This window comes from Pseudomonas sp. ACM7, from assembly GCF_004136015.1.
In the GTDB taxonomy this organism is placed as follows: domain Bacteria; phylum Pseudomonadota; class Gammaproteobacteria; order Pseudomonadales; family Pseudomonadaceae; genus Aquipseudomonas; species Aquipseudomonas frigoris.
The window spans coordinates 4331263-4345183 of sequence record NZ_CP024866.1 but is presented as its reverse complement, the minus strand read 5'-3'; the positions used below and the strand labels follow the sequence as shown (position 1 = coordinate 4345183).

The following is a 13921-nucleotide window of genomic DNA, read 5'->3' as shown; positions in this document are numbered from 1 at the left end:
AGGCAGGGGCAAGGTTACAGACGCGGTTCGACCCGCAATCGCTGAGGGTTGCTCGGCACCGGTGGACGACCGTAACGATCATCGCCCGCACCGCCGAAAGGACGATCCTCTTCAGGGTCATCGGCCCGGGCCGCAGCCTTGGCAGCGGCAGCCTGTTCCTTGCGAGCGTTGGACGCACGTTCTATAGGGAAACGGATCGCCACGAATACCAGGTAAATGCCGAAGGCGATCATGCCGTACATGAACAGGTCGGAAACCGCCCGCCAGGCGTTGTTGCCGACCTTGAACAATAGATCAAGGGCAGTAATGGCGATGGCCGGAGCGACCTTTTCCTTCACCGGGTCGATGATGGTCGGGCTGAACAGCAACACGGCAACCAATAGCCGTAACGGTTCACGCAGCCAGCGCCACATCCAGCGGGTCAGGCGCATCCACACCAGCAGGCAGCCCAAAGCGGCGAAGGCGTAGAGCCCCCAAGCGATCAGATAGTCGTTCTCGGTCATGGTGTCCATGGCAAGGCAGGCAAAGAGGCGCTTATAGTAACGACTTTTCGCACGTCAGGCTTGCCCCAATGCCGGGCCGTTATGCCTAACCCCTGTGGGAGCGGGCTTGCTCGCGAAGNNGGAGTGTCAGTCGACATCATTGTTGNCTGATACACCGCTTTCGCGAGCAAGCCCGCTCCCACAGGGGTCTGCAGCGGCATCAAGACCTGAAAAACCCTTATTCCGTACATCGTCCGAGAGCCCTTCATGCCCTTAACCGCCAACGTCACCAGCGCCCCGATTGCCCACAAGGCCGAAGGCGACGACCCGTATGCCTGGTTGCAGGAGCGCGACACCGACGCGGTGCTCGACTACCTGAAAGCGGAAAACCGCTACCAAGAGGCGCAAACCGCCGATCAGGCCGGGTTGCGTGAAACCCTGTTCGAAGAGATCAAGGCCCGGATTCTCGAAACCGACCTGTCCTTGCCCTCCCCTTGGGGTCCGTACCTGTATTACACGCGCACCACGGCCGGTGATGAATATGCCCGTCACTACCGCTGCCCGCGCCCTGCCGATGACAGCCTGCAGCTCGACGAAAGCCAGGAACAGCTGCTGCTGGACCCGAACGAACTGGCCAAAGGCGGTTTCTTTTCCTTGGGCGCGTTCAGTATCAGCCCGGATCACCAGCGTCTGGCCTACAGCATCGACGCCACGGGCGATGAGATTTACACGCTGTTCGTGAAGGAATTGTCCAACGGCCGTGTCAGCGAACTGGAATTCCAGGATTGCGACGGCAGCATGACCTGGGCCAATGACAGCCTGACGCTGTTCTTCGGCGAGCTGGACGACACCCATCGCCCGCACAAACTGTTCCGCTATCGGCTGGACGGTACGGCGGCTGAAGAAGTGTTCCATGAGCCGGACGGTCGATTCTTCATGCATTGCTACCGCTCCAGTTCCGAGCAGCAATTGCTGCTGTCCCTCGGCAGCAAGACCACCAGCGAAGTCTGGGTGCTTGACGCGTTCCAGCCGCAGCAGGCTTTTACCTGCATCGCACCGAGGGTTGAAGACCATGAGTACGACGTCGACCACGGCGCGCTCGACGGTCAATGGACCTGGTTCATTCGCACCAATCGCGACGGCATCAACTTTGCCCTGTACCACGCCGTAGACACCGGCGTGGCGCCGACCGAGGCCGACTGGCAGAACCTGATCCCCCACAGTGACACGGTGATGATCGAAGGCATGAGCCTGAACGCCGGGGCCGTGACCCTGAGCTTGCGTGAGGGTGGCTTGCCGATCATCGAAGTTCATCCGCAAGACCTGCCGAGCTACCGTGTGCAATTACCGGATGCGGCCTACAGCCTGCACGTGCAGAACAGCCTGGAATTCGTCAGCGACAGGATCCGCCTGCGCTACGAAGCGCTGAACCGTCCGGCGCAAATCCGCCAACTGGTATTGGGCAACGGCGAGCAGAAAGTCCTCAAGGAAACCCCGGTGCTCGGCCCGTTCGACGCCGATGCCTACGTCAGTCAGCGTTTGTGGGCGACGGCACCTGACGGTACGAAAGTGCCGATCAGCCTCGTCGTCAAACGCGAAGCACTCGGCAAGCCGACGCCGCTTTATCTGTACGGATATGGCGCCTACGGTGAAAGCCTCGACCCGTGGTTCTCCCACGCCCGTTTGAGTCTGCTCGACCGTGGCGTGGCGTTCGCCATCGCTCACGTACGTGGCGGCGGTGAACTGGGTGAAGCCTGGTATCGCGCTGGCAAGCAGGAACACAAACACAACACCTTCAGCGACTTCATCGCCTGCGCCGAACACCTGATCGCCGATGGCTTCACCACGCCATCGCAATTGGCGATCAGCGGCGGCAGCGCCGGTGGTCTGCTGATCGGCGCGGTGCTCAATCAGCGCCCGGAGTTGTTTGCTGCTGCGATTGCCGAAGTGCCGTTCGTCGACGTGCTGAACACCATGCTCGACCCGGATCTGCCGTTGACCGTCACCGAGTACGACGAGTGGGGCAATCCTGAAGAACCGGACGTCTATGAGCGGATCAAGGCCTACGCCCCGTACGAAAACGTCACCGCACAAGCTTATCCGGCGACCCTGGTGATCGCCGGCTACAACGACAGTCGCGTGCAGTACTGGGAAGCAGCCAAGTGGGTGGCGAAATTACGCGCAACCAAAACCGACACCAATCCCCTGCTGCTCAAGACCGAATTGGGTGCCGGGCACGGCGGGATGAGCGGTCGTTATCAGGGATTGCGTGACGTAGCACTCGAATACGCATTTGTTTTCAAGGTTTTGGGCATCGCCTGAGGAACTTGGCCCGGTGTGCCGGTCTTAACACCGAACACCGAACCCGGTACAACACATCCACCCTGTGGGAGCGAGCTTGCTCGCGATGAGGGCATAACATTCACAATCGATGTTGAATGTGCCGCCGCCATCGCGAGCAAGCTCGCTCCCACAGGGGATTGGGGACGTCCAGAAAACCGGAACCAGACACAAGAAAAAGACCGTGACGACATGTCAGAACCGACCTTACTGAACAACGAAATTCGTGACTGGCTGATGGACTGTGGCCTGTTCGATCAACTGCTGCCGGCGGACTTCGCCACGGCCTCGGGCTACTTCAGCATCAGCACCATTGCTTCGGGCGAAGATATTTTCCATGAGGGTGATGCCGGCAGCTTCATGTGCATCATCCACACCGGCCAGGTGGCAGTGCAGAAAACCAACAGCGACGGGCACCTGGTGACTATGGCAACGTTGCGTAGCGGTCGGGCGTTCGGCGAAATGGCCGTACTCGACGGCGAACGGCGCTCGGCCAGTTGCGTGGCCGCGAGCAATTGCCAGTTGCTCAATCTGGGCAAGGATTCATTGGAAAAGATGCTCAACGATGCGCCGAAAATCGCCGCCAAAATCATCCGTGCCCTCGCCGTCTCCCTCTCCAAACGCTTGCGCATGGCCGATGGACAACTGCTCTCGCAGCAGGTTTAACCGCCGGGTGATTTGGTTTTCGACGTGTTTTGCTCCAGCCCCGGCAGTGGCTGGTCCTTGCTGGGCGGGCTAGGCATTTCAATGGGCACCAACGGCGGGCCACCACTGCCGGGCCCGGTTCTGGGCGCAGCGGTCGGGGTGATTTGCGGGTACGGTGTCGGGGTCGCGGTGCCGGGTGAACCAGGCATCGGCGCCGGGTTGGTCGGAATGGTTTGCAACTGCTGGGCCTGCACTGCAGTTATCGAGAGCGCGGCCAAGGCAATGACCGTTAGAATGGTGCGCTTCATCAATGGCTCCGTTGGCCTTGTTGTCTTTTTGCAGGCTACTCCCAACTGCGCGTGTTTGCCTTCCCCCTCTTATGCCAATTTCTCCTCAAGTGAGTCCCATGAAACGTTTCGTTCTGCTCGACACCACTCCAATTCCTGAAAATGGCGGTGCCTTGTGCCTGTTCGAATACGGTGAGGATTTCGTCATCAAGATCCAGGGCGGCGACGGCGGGCAACTGATGAACACCCGCATGCACGGATCGGAAGACTCTCTTGCGGAGATCCCGTGCCGTAAAGTGGCCGGCCGGCCGAATTCGCGCGTGCTGATCGGCGGACTGGGCATGGGCTTCACCCTCGCCTCGGCCCTCAAGCACCTGGGCAAGACCGCTGAAGTGGTGGTCGCCGAACTGGTGCCGGGGGTGGTGGAGTGGAACCGTGGGCCGTTGGGCGAGAAAGCCGGGAACCCGTTGCTTGACCCGCGCACGGTCATTCGCATGGAAGACGTGGCCAAAGTCCTGCAGGCAGAGCCGCAAGGTTTCGACGCGATCATGCTCGACGTCGACAACGGCCCCGAAGGCCTGACCCAGAAGGCCAACAGCTGGCTCTACTCCGCCGGCGGCCTGAGCGCCTGCGCCAAGGCCCTGCGGCCCAAAGGCGTGCTGGCCGTCTGGTCCGCGAGCGCTGACCGACAGTTTTCCGACAAACTGAAGAAGGCCGGCTTCAAGGCCGAGGAAGTCCAGGTCTTCGCCCACGGCAACAAAGGCACCCGCCACACCATCTGGATTGCCGAGAAGCTCAAGGGCTGAGCTAAACTGCGATTAATACCGTCATTAGTCTTTTTACAAAGGTGAACCCATGAGTTCGTCAACGCCTCCGACCAACACGTCGAAACTGGACCGCATCCTTGCTGACAACCAGCGCGACAAGGAAATGGGTTACCGCGACAAGGCCCTGAAAATGTACCCGCACGTGTGCGGTCGCTGCGCCCGTGAGTTTTCCGGCAAGCGCCTGAGCGAACTGACCGTGCACCACCGCGACCATAACCACGACAACAACCCTCAGGACGGCTCGAACTGGGAACTGTTGTGCCTGTATTGCCACGACAACGAACACTCGCGGTACACCGATCAACAGTATTTCGGTGAAGGCTCGCTGAGCTCGCCGAAAATCGCCAAGGCGACCCACAACCCGTTTGCGGCGTTGGCCGGCCTGATGAAGAAAGACGAGTAATATCTTCAGCGCCTGACCTGGCCTCATCGCGAGCAAGCTCGCTCCCACAGGGGATCTTCTGTGAACACAACATTTGTGAACACTCAGGATCCATGTGGGAGCGGGCTTGCTCGCGAAGACGGCCGACCAGACACCACCAATCTCCAAACCGAACACCCCTCCCCCAATCCCCGTATAATCGCCGTTTTTTCCCCGAAGGCACCCGCTCGTGGCAGACAAACGGTACAGCTGCATTGGTTTGTATAACCCCAAATCACCGGAGAACGTCGGTTCGGTGATGCGCGCCGCTGGCTGTTATGGCGTGGCGTCCGTGTTCTACACCGGCAAACGTTATGAGCGCGCCGCCGACTTCGTCACCGACACCAAGCGCGTCCACTACGACATTCCGCTGATCGGCATCGACGACCTGAAAAAAATCCTGCCGCTGGGCTGCGTTCCGGTCGCTGTGGAACTGGTGGACGGCGCCCGTTCGCTGCCGGAATACACCCATCCGGACCGCGCGCTGTACATCTTCGGCCCGGAAGACGGCTCGCTGGATAAAGAGATTCGCGACTGGTGCGAAGACGTGGTCTACATCCCGACCACCGGTTGCATGAACCTGGCGGCCACCGTCAACGTCGTGCTCTATGACCGCCTGTCCAAGGGACTCAACACCCGCTCCGGGGCGAAGTTTCGCTGATTCACCGCACATCCGATGGAACAAGCCGCCCGCCTCGGCAGTCAGCTTAATTATCTATTCTTGAAAGCCATTCCAGCCAGGAGACAGATAATGAGCGAACTCAATCGTGTAGAACGCATCGAATCCACCCCGTTCCAGACTCACACTGAGCAAAACGTTGAGGGTTGGGAACGCATTGCTTCCCTGGCCGGCGGTGTGGTGATGGTCGGCAAGGGCCTGCGTCGCGGTGGCGTGTTCGGGTTGATTCAAGTGGCGATCGGCGGTGTAGCCCTGGCCCGTGGTATTACCGGGCACAGTTCGGCGAAAAGCCTGCTGCAGAAAAGCCGTCAGGACATGAACAACGTGCGGGCGAAGATTCAGCGGGCGGGTGAAGAGTTGAACCGGTTGAAGGCGAATGCTGAAGCGGCGACCAATACCGCTACCGTGACCGGTAATGATTCGTTGAAGTCGCCTAAAACCGGGGTTTGATCCAGACATTGTGGTGAGTCGAAGGGCCTCATCGCGAGCAAGCTCGCTCCCACAGGTGACCGCATTCCAATGTGGGAGCGAGCTTGCTCGCGATAGCGGTATTACTGAAGTAACTCGGTATCGAGGACCTTGGACGATTCACCAATGATGCTTTCGGCAAGCTGAACAAATTCCTTGGTATCCACGCTCTCCAAATGCATCGCCCCCTGCAACACATCATCCAGCGAACGCTTGTTGCGGGTCTTCAGGCGAATCTCGCGATCCAGTTCCTGCAATAACGCGACCGCTTTGGACACCTGCGCCGGGCTGACCTGCTCAGCGCGCAAGGTCGTGACGTTCTGGCTGTCCTTGGCCAACTTCTTCTGCAAACTCTCATACCGCTCATCACTCATGCCGCCAGCGCGGCGCACCAGTTCGATGGCGTAATACTCGGCAAATCCTTCGCTGATCCAGTCACTGCGCTGTTGATCGTTGATCCGTCCGAACACCTGCGCCAATTCCCGCACCAGCGCACTGGTACCGCTTTCGCTGACCATCGGCAGACGCGTGTTCAGATAGATCGATTCGCGCGCGCCCAGACTGCCACGCCACATCGGGTCGTTGGCACCGACGATTAACAGTTTGACGGGATGACGGGGATACACCGCCTGCACTTGCGGCCAGACAAAGGTCAGCAGCGTCAGCACATCCATGCGGCGCATGCCCTGGCCTTGGGGCGAGGCGACGGTGACTTCGGTTTCCCCCAACCGCGTGCGACGGCTGCCGAGGTGGCCAGCGAGCATCCAGCCCGTGGGCCGGTCGAACAATCGAGAGACGTTATCAATCCGGAACTTGTTCTTGCCGATTCGCGGCCAGGCGGTTTCGACGCTTTTCCAGCCGGTGGGCAATTCGAATTCAAGGCGTGAAACCAGCTCAATGCCGTCCTGCTGATCGAGTTTGGCTGCCGGCACCAGATCATCGCCGCGCATCAACGCCCAAGTTGGCGTCATGCGCGTATCGAAGCTGCCGCTCTTGCGCCCGTGGCTGATGCGTACGCGGTAGGTCAGGCTGGCCTTGTCGGCGGCCGGACGCCAGACACCACGGGCCTGCTTGCCCGGCGTGAGCTGCCATTGGCCATCGGCCTTGAAATCGCTGTAGTGACTACCATCGCCCAGGTCGAAATCCAGACTGCGTACCGCCGAACCCTGAGCGAGCGTCAACTGCACTTCAGCCTGATCGCTTTGCGGCAACAGGCGCACGTGATAATCCAGATCGACCTTCTTCGCCGCCCACGCGGGCGAACTCAGAGCCAAAAGCCCAAAGGCCAGCGCCAGCCGCAATCCCACAGCCATACACACTCCTTGTGGCGAGCGAGCTTGCTCGCGCTGGGCTGCGTAGCAGCCCCAAATTCTAGTAATCACTGCCGATTTTTTGAGTGGGAATTAACCCGCCCGGAAAATCAAATGGTCTTCCCAATCGTCTTCGGCCACGCTGCCTTCGGCCAGCATGCGCCCGGACTGGGAAATACGTTCGTGGTGCACCGCATCGCGATCACCGCACACCAGATGGTGCCAAAGCGGCAGGTCCTTGCCTTCGCTGACCAGTCGATAGCCGCAGGTCGGCGGCAACCATTTGAATTCGTCAGCCTTGCCCGGTGTGAGCTGGATGCAGTCGGGGACGAAATCGCGGCGGTTCGGGTAATCGGTGCACTGACAGGTTTTCAGGTCCAGCAGTTTGCAGGCGATACGCGTGTAATAGACGCTGTTGTCGTCTTCATCTTCGAGCTTTTGCAGGCAGCACAAACCGCAGCCGTCGCACAGCGATTCCCATTCCTCTTGATCGAGTTGATCGAGGGTTTTGCGTATCCAGAACTGTTCGACTTTGGCGGCCATGGCTCAAGCATCAACATCAGGTGGTGAAAAGGCCGCCAGTCTAGTGCCAAGGCCCTTGTGGGCCAAGCGTTGGCGACTGCCGGTAAAAACGAGCTTGTCAGTTATTGTGCCGCCCAGTAGGGTTTTGCGTCGCCCCTCACCTTCAAACGTAGCAAGGAATCTCCTGATGAGTGCTAATCCACGCGTTGCCGACTATGCCATCCACCCTCAGTTCACCGACCGCTGGTCGCCCCGCGCCTTCACCGGCGAAGCGATCTCCGAAGAAACTCTGCTGAGCTTCTTCGAAGCTGCACGTTGGGCGCCATCGGCCTACAACTCGCAGCCTTGGCGGTTTCTGTATGCGCGTCGCGACACGCCAAACTGGGAGCGCTATCTGGGCCTGCTGAACGAATTCAACCGCAGCTGGGCGCAACACGCCTCGGCACTGGTAATCGTTATCTCGAAAACCACCTTCGCGGTGCCTGGCGCCACCGAAGAGACCCCGGCCTTGTGGCACACCTTCGACACGGGTTCCGCTTGGGGCCATCTGGCGCTGCAAGCGAGCATCAGCGGCTGGCACACCCACGGCATGGCCGGTTTCGACCAGGACCTGACCCGCAAGGAGCTGAACATTCCAGAAGGTTATGCGCTGCACGCTGCGGTAGCGGTGGGCAAACTGGGCGACAAGTCGACGCTGGCGGATTACCTGCAAGCACGTGAAGAACCGAGCCCGCGTCGTCCGCTGAGCGAGTTGGCCGCCGAGGGTGATTTCACCCTCTAACCAACAATGAAGATCCAATGTGGGGCTTGCTCGCGAAAGCGGTCTGTCAGTCAACATTGATGTTGGATGTGCCGGCCTCTTCGCGAGCCAAGCCCACACATTTTGATTGCGGTGAAGTCAATAACCGCGATTGAAATCCACTTCCCCGCGCAATGCCTCACCCGCCTGATACGCCCGCAGGTTCTCGACAAACAGATTCACCATCATCAATGGCGAGGTCGGTGCCGAGCTGTGGCCAGTGAGCAGCAGGCCCCAAGCGGTCCAGAACGGATGACGCTGCGGCAGCGGCTCCTGACGACAGACGTCGATCACAGCACCGGCCAGATGCCCTTCTTTCAAAGCTTCCACCAGGTCCGCATCGACCACTGCCACGCCGCGTCCGACGTTGATGAACAACCCGGTCGGCTTGAATTGCTTGAACAGCGCCGCGTCGTACAGGTCGTGGGTGTTCGGCGTATTCGGCAGCAGATTGATCACGTAATCCACCTCACCGACCAGACGCGGCAGATCAGCCAGCGCCCCGACTTCGACAAACGGCGCCTGCTCACGGGCTTCGCTGGCGATGCCGTACAACTCGACGCCAAACGGCACCAGGAACTGCGCCACGGTCTGGCCGATGTCACCGGTGCCGACGATCAACACTTTACGCCCGGCCAGGCTTTGGCCCTGGCGACTGTCCCACTTGCGCTCGACCTGGCTGACCAGCCGCGGCAGCACTTCGCGCTCGTGGCCGAGCATGTAGGTCAGCACGTATTCGGCCATGACTTGACCGAAAATCCCCACTGCCCGGGTCAGGCGATAGTGGCGAGGCAAGCCGTCGGCCAGCAGCGGCGTAATGCCCGCCCAGGTCGATTGCAGCCATTGTGGCTCGTGGCCCTGACGCAGCAAGGTCGCCAGCAGGTCCGGCTGACCGAGCCAGATCGGACAATCAGCGGCCTGGCTGGCCAGTTCGGCGGAGTCGCCGCTGGTCAGCACTTCCAGGTCGGGCGCTGCTTGACGCAACAGCTGGGCGTACACCGGGTGGTCGTGTTCAGCAATCAGAACGCGCATGGTTCAAACCTTTCAAAAACAGTGCAGACGGCCGCCGATGGAGTAACGCTCCATCGCCCTGGCCCTCGCCAAAATCATTCCAGTGTTTCATAAAGGCTCTGAACAGAGCCTGTCTGCCAGTCACATCGGGTCGTTGCGGCGCAGCAATTCTTCCGGCAAGTGTTCGATGTATTCGTCTTCGGCCGGCGGCATTTGCAAGTGGTAACCCTGCTTCTCAAGGTTTTCCAGCACCACGGTGATGTCCTCGCGCGACAGTTTACGCTCGGGGGTCAGCACCAGGTCGAAGGCGTGATGCGGTTTGCCGAAGGCGGCCATCAGACTTTCCGGGACGCGCTCCAGTGCATCGCTTTTGAGCACATAGAGGTACATCTCGTTTTTCTTCAAGCTTCGATAAATGGAGCAAATACGTTTCAAGGCTGTTCTCCGGCGGTGGCCAGGCTGTCGAGCAGCGCCTGGCCCATCAATTCGCGGCGCCAGCCACGCAGCGAATCAGGCAATTGGTAAGGACCATTGGGATAGCCGCTCTTGAGCAGCGCTTCCAGGGTTTTCTTGCGCAGCATCAGCTCCGGCGCAATGTTCAGGCGCTCGGCTTCGGCCTGGCCGATCGCACGCAGCTGTTTGACCAGCGTGGCGGCGTCCACCGGCAAAGGCTCCGGCACCGCAGGCGGCCATTGATCAGGCGACACACTGCCAGAGCGTTTGATCAGATCAAGCAGAAATTCGCCGTCCTGACGCACGGTACGCGGGTGCATGTCTTCGATTTTCGCCAACGCGCCGAGGTTGTCCGGCTGAGTCCGCGCCAGCGGCCACAGGGAGTGCTCACGCACGATGCGGTTGCGCGGCAGATCACGGGCGCGGGCTTCGCGCTCGCGCCAGGCGCACAGTTCACGTAATACGACGAGTTGGGCACGGGAGAGCTTCCAGGCCAGCTTGGCTTCGCGATAGACCTCATACGGATCAACTTCGCGGCGCAGGTTGGCCACCAGCTCGGCGCCGTCTTCCAGGACCCAGGCGTACTTGTCGTCAGAAAGCTTCGGACGAAGCTGTACGAAAACTTCCGCCAAGTGCAAAGCATCTTCGGCGGCGTAGCTGATTTGGGTGTCGGAAAGTGGACGTTGCAGCCAGTCGGAACGGGTCTCGCCCTTGGGCAGGTCGATGCCGAGCACTTCCTGCACCAACCGCGAATACCCCATGGAAAAACCGAGGTTCAGGTAAGCGGCGGCCAACTGAGTGTCGAACAACGGCGCCGGCAGGCTGCCGGTCAGGCGCAGCAGGACTTCGAGGTCTTCGCTGCACGCATGGACGACTTTGACCACGGCCGGGTTTTCCAGCAACGCGGCCAGAGGCTGCCAGTTGTCGATGCTCAGCGGGTCAATCAGGTAAGCGCGTACGCCATCGCCGATCTGCAGCAGGCCTGCAATCGGATAAAAGGTGTCGACCCGCATGAATTCGGTGTCGAGGGCAACGAATGGCAGCTGCTGCCACTCGGCGCAAAACTGACCGAGGCTATCGTTGTCGCGAATCCAGTGAATATCGATGGCCACACGGCTCTCCCTTGAAGAATGGCGCGCAGTATATATCGCCCCCGGCGATTTCCGCGCCTCCACTGAACAAGAGCTTTAGCGAAAATGCCTGCCAGACGGCAAGAAATGTCTGACAAGCGGAGACTAGCCGGCCTTACGCAGTACGTAGACGCGCATCCGCGCACAGCCGGGCAGGAAGTCCTGATGACTGAGCACGCGCAAACCTGCGAGCTTGAACTCGGCTTCCACGTCGGCCTTGCTGGCCAACGGTCGGGCCGGAACGCCCTGTGCATCCGTGCGCCGGCCTTTGAAATGAGCATCGACCCGAACCCCCACAATCACCGTATCGCGACTGACCCGATGGAACTCCTTAAGCATGGCCAAACGATGCTCGGGGCAGGCGATGTGTTGAAACAGCTGCATGCAAAAAATGCAGTCAACCGCATTCGCCGACAAGCCGATGGTGAACGCTGAACTCTGAAAGGTCTTGACCCGTTTCAGCAGGCTCTGCGGATGGTGAGTGCGGGCATGATCGAGTATGTCCTGCGACGGGTCGGCCGCGAGGATCACCCGGTTTGCATGCTCGGCCAGTACTGGCCAGAAGCGCCCGACACCGCAAGCCAAATCAAGAACCAGACCCGGTTCGCCGGCAGCCTTGAGCGCGCTGCGCACCAATTGCTCGTCACGCCAGAACGTCAACCGCCCGGCCAGGCCACGCGGTCGCGGCTGAAGACAGACGCGGGCGTGCTCCTGATCGTAGCGCCGGGCGATCTCAAGCTCGATGGCAGATGGGGGTTGAGCGGGCATGTGCAATGGCTCTCGGGGGAAACTCTGCCGGCCGCAAGTTAGCGACCGGGGCATGAAAAAAAGGTTGAGGTACTCACTTTTTGGCCAACACGCCGTCGGTCACCGCACCACGACATCCGGCAAACATATCCAGATTCTGCTTGTACACCGTGGTCTTGACCTCCAGCAAACCGAGCATCGAATGGAACAGGTTGTCCTGGCTCAAGGGCTTGTCGCGACTCAGTTGCAGGCAATTGGCGTCCACCGAGAACGACTTTTGATAGCTGTCGGAAAACCAGGCCAGCATCGCGACATGCTTTTGTTGTTCCGGCGCCAGCATGTAAGGCGTGCCATGCAGGAACAAGTTGTACTCGCCCAGGGATTCGCCGTGGTCCGACAAATAGAGCATCGCGGTATCGACTTTGTCCTGATTGTTGCGCAACAAATCGATCAGGGTCGACAGCACGTGGTCGGTATACACCAGGGTGTTGTCGTAGCCATTGACGATACTTTCGCGACTGCAATTATTCAGGGCGTTACTTTCACAAACCGGGGTGAAGCGCTCGTACTCTTTCGGGTAGCGCTTGAAGTATTCCGGACCGTGACTGCCCATCTGGTGCAATACCAGTACCGTGTCTTTATCCAGGGTATCGATGAAGTGCTGCAAACCCTGCAGCAGGATTTCATCGCGGCATTCGCTATTGGCACACAGCACCGGGTCTTTCAGGTTACTGACGTCGTCGACGGTCACCCTATCGCAAGTGCCTTTGCAGCCCGATTGGTTATCGCGCCAGATCACGTCGAGACCCGCGCGTTTAAGTACGTCCAGCAGGCCTTCCTGGTTCTTTGCCTTGCTGGCGTTGTAATCCTTGCGGCCCATGTCGGAGAACATGCACGGCACCGACACGGCTGTTTCCGTCCCGCAGGAATGCACGTCGGTGAACGCGATCAGGCCGGCCTCTTTACTCAGTTTGGGGGTGGTGTCACGGTTATACCCCAGGATGCCGAAGTTCTCGGCCCGGGCACTTTCGCCCACCACCAGCACGGTCAGGGATTTGCGCTCATGGGTTTGCCAGGCGGGATTTCTCTGGGCATCTTCACCCAGTTTGACAAAGGGCTGCTGCGCAGACGCGACCTGCTCACGCAGAAAGCCGAAAGAGGCACCGATGTAGTTGCTTGGCACGACCATCAGGCGCAATTCATGATGATTGCGAAACAACGAAGACAGGCCCTGATAGTTAACCAGTGCAACGCCACCAATCACGGCAACCGACGCGACAGTTACCAGTGCTTTACTTAATAGCTCACGGTGCCAGCGGCGGTAATTAACCGGGATCTGCCACAACAACAACGACGGCAAAACACCCAGCACAAGGATATAAACAAGCAACTTCAACGACAGCAAGTCACGCACTTCCGTCGCATTAGTTTGCGCAAAGTTACGCAACATGCCGGTGTCAATCAGCACGCCATATTGACCCATGAAGTACGCGACGCTGGCACTGACCATAAAGATCAGCGTCAAAACGGGCTTCATTACCGGCCGGAACGCCAGCAGGGTCAGCACAATGTTGAAAGCAGCAAGGATCATCGCCCCGAATGCCACACGCATGACGATGCCTTGACCGTCAGAGGCCGTGATTTCAAACAGGTGTTGCCAGAGAACGAAATTGAATCCTGCCAATAGAAAGGCGCTGGAAATCAGTGTCACCCACTCGGGGCGCACGGCTTTAATCTTCAACATGATGATCGGCTGTTCCTGAATAAAAGTGCCTTCGCCAAATGTGAAAATTTCATTGG

The 13921-nt window shown here is 59.5% G+C and carries 16 protein-coding genes; 7 read left to right on the top strand and 9 right to left on the bottom strand.

Annotation, left to right across the window (positions count from 1 at the left end; translation table 11 throughout):
- Positions 1 to 14 precede the first annotated feature (14 nt).
- Complete coding sequence (locus CUN63_RS20665; protein ID WP_129441994.1) at positions 15 to 512, bottom strand: MFS transporter; 498 nt, start codon at positions 510 to 512, stop codon at positions 15 to 17.
- Positions 513 to 749: 237 nt separating this feature from the next.
- Between CUN63_RS20665 and CUN63_RS20660 the strand changes: the two genes are divergently transcribed.
- Both CUN63_RS20660 and CUN63_RS20650 read left to right on the top strand, forming a co-directional pair.
- The gene (locus tag CUN63_RS20660; RefSeq protein WP_129441992.1) at positions 750 to 2804 is read left to right on the top strand and encodes a S9 family peptidase; all 2055 of its coding nucleotides are present in this window, start codon (positions 750 to 752) and stop codon (positions 2802 to 2804) included.
- 210 nt (positions 2805 to 3014) lie between these two features.
- Positions 3015 to 3488, top strand: a complete 474-nt coding sequence (locus tag CUN63_RS20650; RefSeq protein WP_129441990.1) for a cyclic nucleotide-binding domain-containing protein — start codon at positions 3015 to 3017, stop codon at positions 3486 to 3488.
- On the opposite strand, the gene CUN63_RS20645 is transcribed toward CUN63_RS20650, so the two are convergent.
- Positions 3485 to 3775, bottom strand: coding sequence for a hypothetical protein (locus tag CUN63_RS20645; protein WP_129441988.1), 291 nt, complete (start codon positions 3773 to 3775; stop codon positions 3485 to 3487). The genes CUN63_RS20650 and CUN63_RS20645 overlap by 4 nt on opposite strands.
- Positions 3776 to 3873: 98 nt before the next feature.
- Between CUN63_RS20645 and CUN63_RS20640 the strand changes: the two genes are divergently transcribed.
- The 4 genes from CUN63_RS20640 (at position 3874) to CUN63_RS20625 (ending at position 6131) form a co-directional block, all read left to right on the top strand.
- On the top strand, positions 3874 to 4560 hold the full coding sequence (locus CUN63_RS20640; RefSeq protein WP_129441986.1) for a spermidine synthase: 687 nt from the start codon (positions 3874 to 3876) through the stop codon (positions 4558 to 4560).
- A 49-nt stretch (positions 4561 to 4609) separates the two neighbouring features.
- Positions 4610 to 4984 (top strand): YajD family HNH nuclease, encoded by a 375-nt coding sequence (locus tag CUN63_RS20635; RefSeq protein ID WP_056742523.1) that lies wholly within the window; start codon positions 4610 to 4612, stop codon positions 4982 to 4984.
- 208 nt (positions 4985 to 5192) lie between these two features.
- A complete protein-coding gene (locus CUN63_RS20630; RefSeq protein WP_129441984.1) occupies positions 5193 to 5663 on the top strand; it encodes an RNA methyltransferase in 471 nt (156 codons plus the stop codon).
- 90 nt (positions 5664 to 5753) lie between these two features.
- Positions 5754 to 6131 (top strand): DUF2892 domain-containing protein, encoded by a 378-nt coding sequence (locus CUN63_RS20625; RefSeq protein ID WP_129441982.1) that lies wholly within the window; start codon positions 5754 to 5756, stop codon positions 6129 to 6131.
- Positions 6132 to 6232: 101 nt separating this feature from the next.
- On the opposite strand, the gene CUN63_RS20620 is transcribed toward CUN63_RS20625, so the two are convergent.
- Together CUN63_RS20620 and CUN63_RS20615 are read right to left on the bottom strand one after the other, a co-directional pair.
- Positions 6233 to 7462: a hypothetical protein gene (locus tag CUN63_RS20620; protein ID WP_129441980.1), complete on the bottom strand. Its 1230-nt coding sequence runs from the start codon at positions 7460 to 7462 to the stop codon at positions 6233 to 6235.
- A gap of 90 nt (positions 7463 to 7552) precedes the next feature.
- The gene (locus tag CUN63_RS20615) at positions 7553 to 8002 is read right to left on the bottom strand and encodes a YcgN family cysteine cluster protein (RefSeq protein WP_129441978.1); all 450 of its coding nucleotides are present in this window, start codon (positions 8000 to 8002) and stop codon (positions 7553 to 7555) included.
- Between the two features lie 166 nt (positions 8003 to 8168).
- On the opposite strand from CUN63_RS20615, the gene CUN63_RS20610 reads away from it, so the two are divergent.
- Positions 8169 to 8762 (top strand): nitroreductase family protein, encoded by a 594-nt coding sequence (locus tag CUN63_RS20610; protein ID WP_129441976.1) that lies wholly within the window; start codon positions 8169 to 8171, stop codon positions 8760 to 8762.
- A 117-nt stretch (positions 8763 to 8879) separates the two neighbouring features.
- Here the strand turns inward: CUN63_RS20610 and CUN63_RS20605 are convergent, their stop codons facing one another.
- The 5 genes from CUN63_RS20605 to CUN63_RS20585 form a co-directional block, all read right to left on the bottom strand.
- Entirely contained in the window at positions 8880 to 9812 is a 933-nt protein-coding gene (locus tag CUN63_RS20605; protein ID WP_129441974.1) for a D-2-hydroxyacid dehydrogenase, read from the bottom strand.
- Between the two features lie 120 nt (positions 9813 to 9932).
- Positions 9933 to 10226 (bottom strand): YcgL domain-containing protein, encoded by a 294-nt coding sequence (locus CUN63_RS20600; RefSeq protein ID WP_007898694.1) that lies wholly within the window; start codon positions 10224 to 10226, stop codon positions 9933 to 9935.
- Entirely contained in the window at positions 10223 to 11356 is a 1134-nt protein-coding gene (gene rnd, locus CUN63_RS20595) for a ribonuclease D (RefSeq protein WP_129441972.1), read from the bottom strand. Before rnd ends, CUN63_RS20600 begins: the two co-directional genes overlap by 4 nt.
- A 123-nt stretch (positions 11357 to 11479) precedes the next feature.
- Positions 11480 to 12142, bottom strand: coding sequence for a class I SAM-dependent methyltransferase (locus CUN63_RS20590; RefSeq protein WP_129441970.1), 663 nt, complete (start codon positions 12140 to 12142; stop codon positions 11480 to 11482).
- 73 nt (positions 12143 to 12215) lie between these two features.
- The gene (locus CUN63_RS20585; protein WP_129441968.1) at positions 12216 to 13865 is read right to left on the bottom strand and encodes a phosphoethanolamine transferase; all 1650 of its coding nucleotides are present in this window, start codon (positions 13863 to 13865) and stop codon (positions 12216 to 12218) included.
- Positions 13866 to 13921 lie beyond the last annotated feature (56 nt).

Coding starts and splice junctions, on each gene's coding strand:
- CUN63_RS20645 (WP_129441988.1), bottom strand. CDS start 3,775: ATGAAGCGCACCATTCTAACGGTCATTGCCTTGGCCGCGCTCTCGATA.
- CUN63_RS20590 (WP_129441970.1), bottom strand. CDS start 12,142: ATGCCCGCTCAACCCCCATCTGCCATCGAGCTTGAGATCGCCCGGCGC.
- CUN63_RS20665 (WP_129441994.1), bottom strand. CDS start 512: ATGGACACCATGACCGAGAACGACTATCTGATCGCTTGGGGGCTCTAC.
- CUN63_RS20640 (WP_129441986.1), top strand. CDS start 3,874: ATGAAACGTTTCGTTCTGCTCGACACCACTCCAATTCCTGAAAATGGC.
- CUN63_RS20610 (WP_129441976.1), top strand. CDS start 8,169: ATGAGTGCTAATCCACGCGTTGCCGACTATGCCATCCACCCTCAGTTC.
- CUN63_RS20625 (WP_129441982.1), top strand. CDS start 5,754: ATGAGCGAACTCAATCGTGTAGAACGCATCGAATCCACCCCGTTCCAG.
- CUN63_RS20635 (WP_056742523.1), top strand. CDS start 4,610: ATGAGTTCGTCAACGCCTCCGACCAACACGTCGAAACTGGACCGCATC.
- CUN63_RS20605 (WP_129441974.1), bottom strand. CDS start 9,812: ATGCGCGTTCTGATTGCTGAACACGACCACCCGGTGTACGCCCAGCTG.
- CUN63_RS20615 (WP_129441978.1), bottom strand. CDS start 8,002: ATGGCCGCCAAAGTCGAACAGTTCTGGATACGCAAAACCCTCGATCAA.
- CUN63_RS20620 (WP_129441980.1), bottom strand. CDS start 7,462: ATGGCTGTGGGATTGCGGCTGGCGCTGGCCTTTGGGCTTTTGGCTCTG.
- CUN63_RS20585 (WP_129441968.1), bottom strand. CDS start 13,865: ATGTTGAAGATTAAAGCCGTGCGCCCCGAGTGGGTGACACTGATTTCC.
- CUN63_RS20660 (WP_129441992.1), top strand. CDS start 750: ATGCCCTTAACCGCCAACGTCACCAGCGCCCCGATTGCCCACAAGGCC.
- CUN63_RS20650 (WP_129441990.1), top strand. CDS start 3,015: ATGTCAGAACCGACCTTACTGAACAACGAAATTCGTGACTGGCTGATG.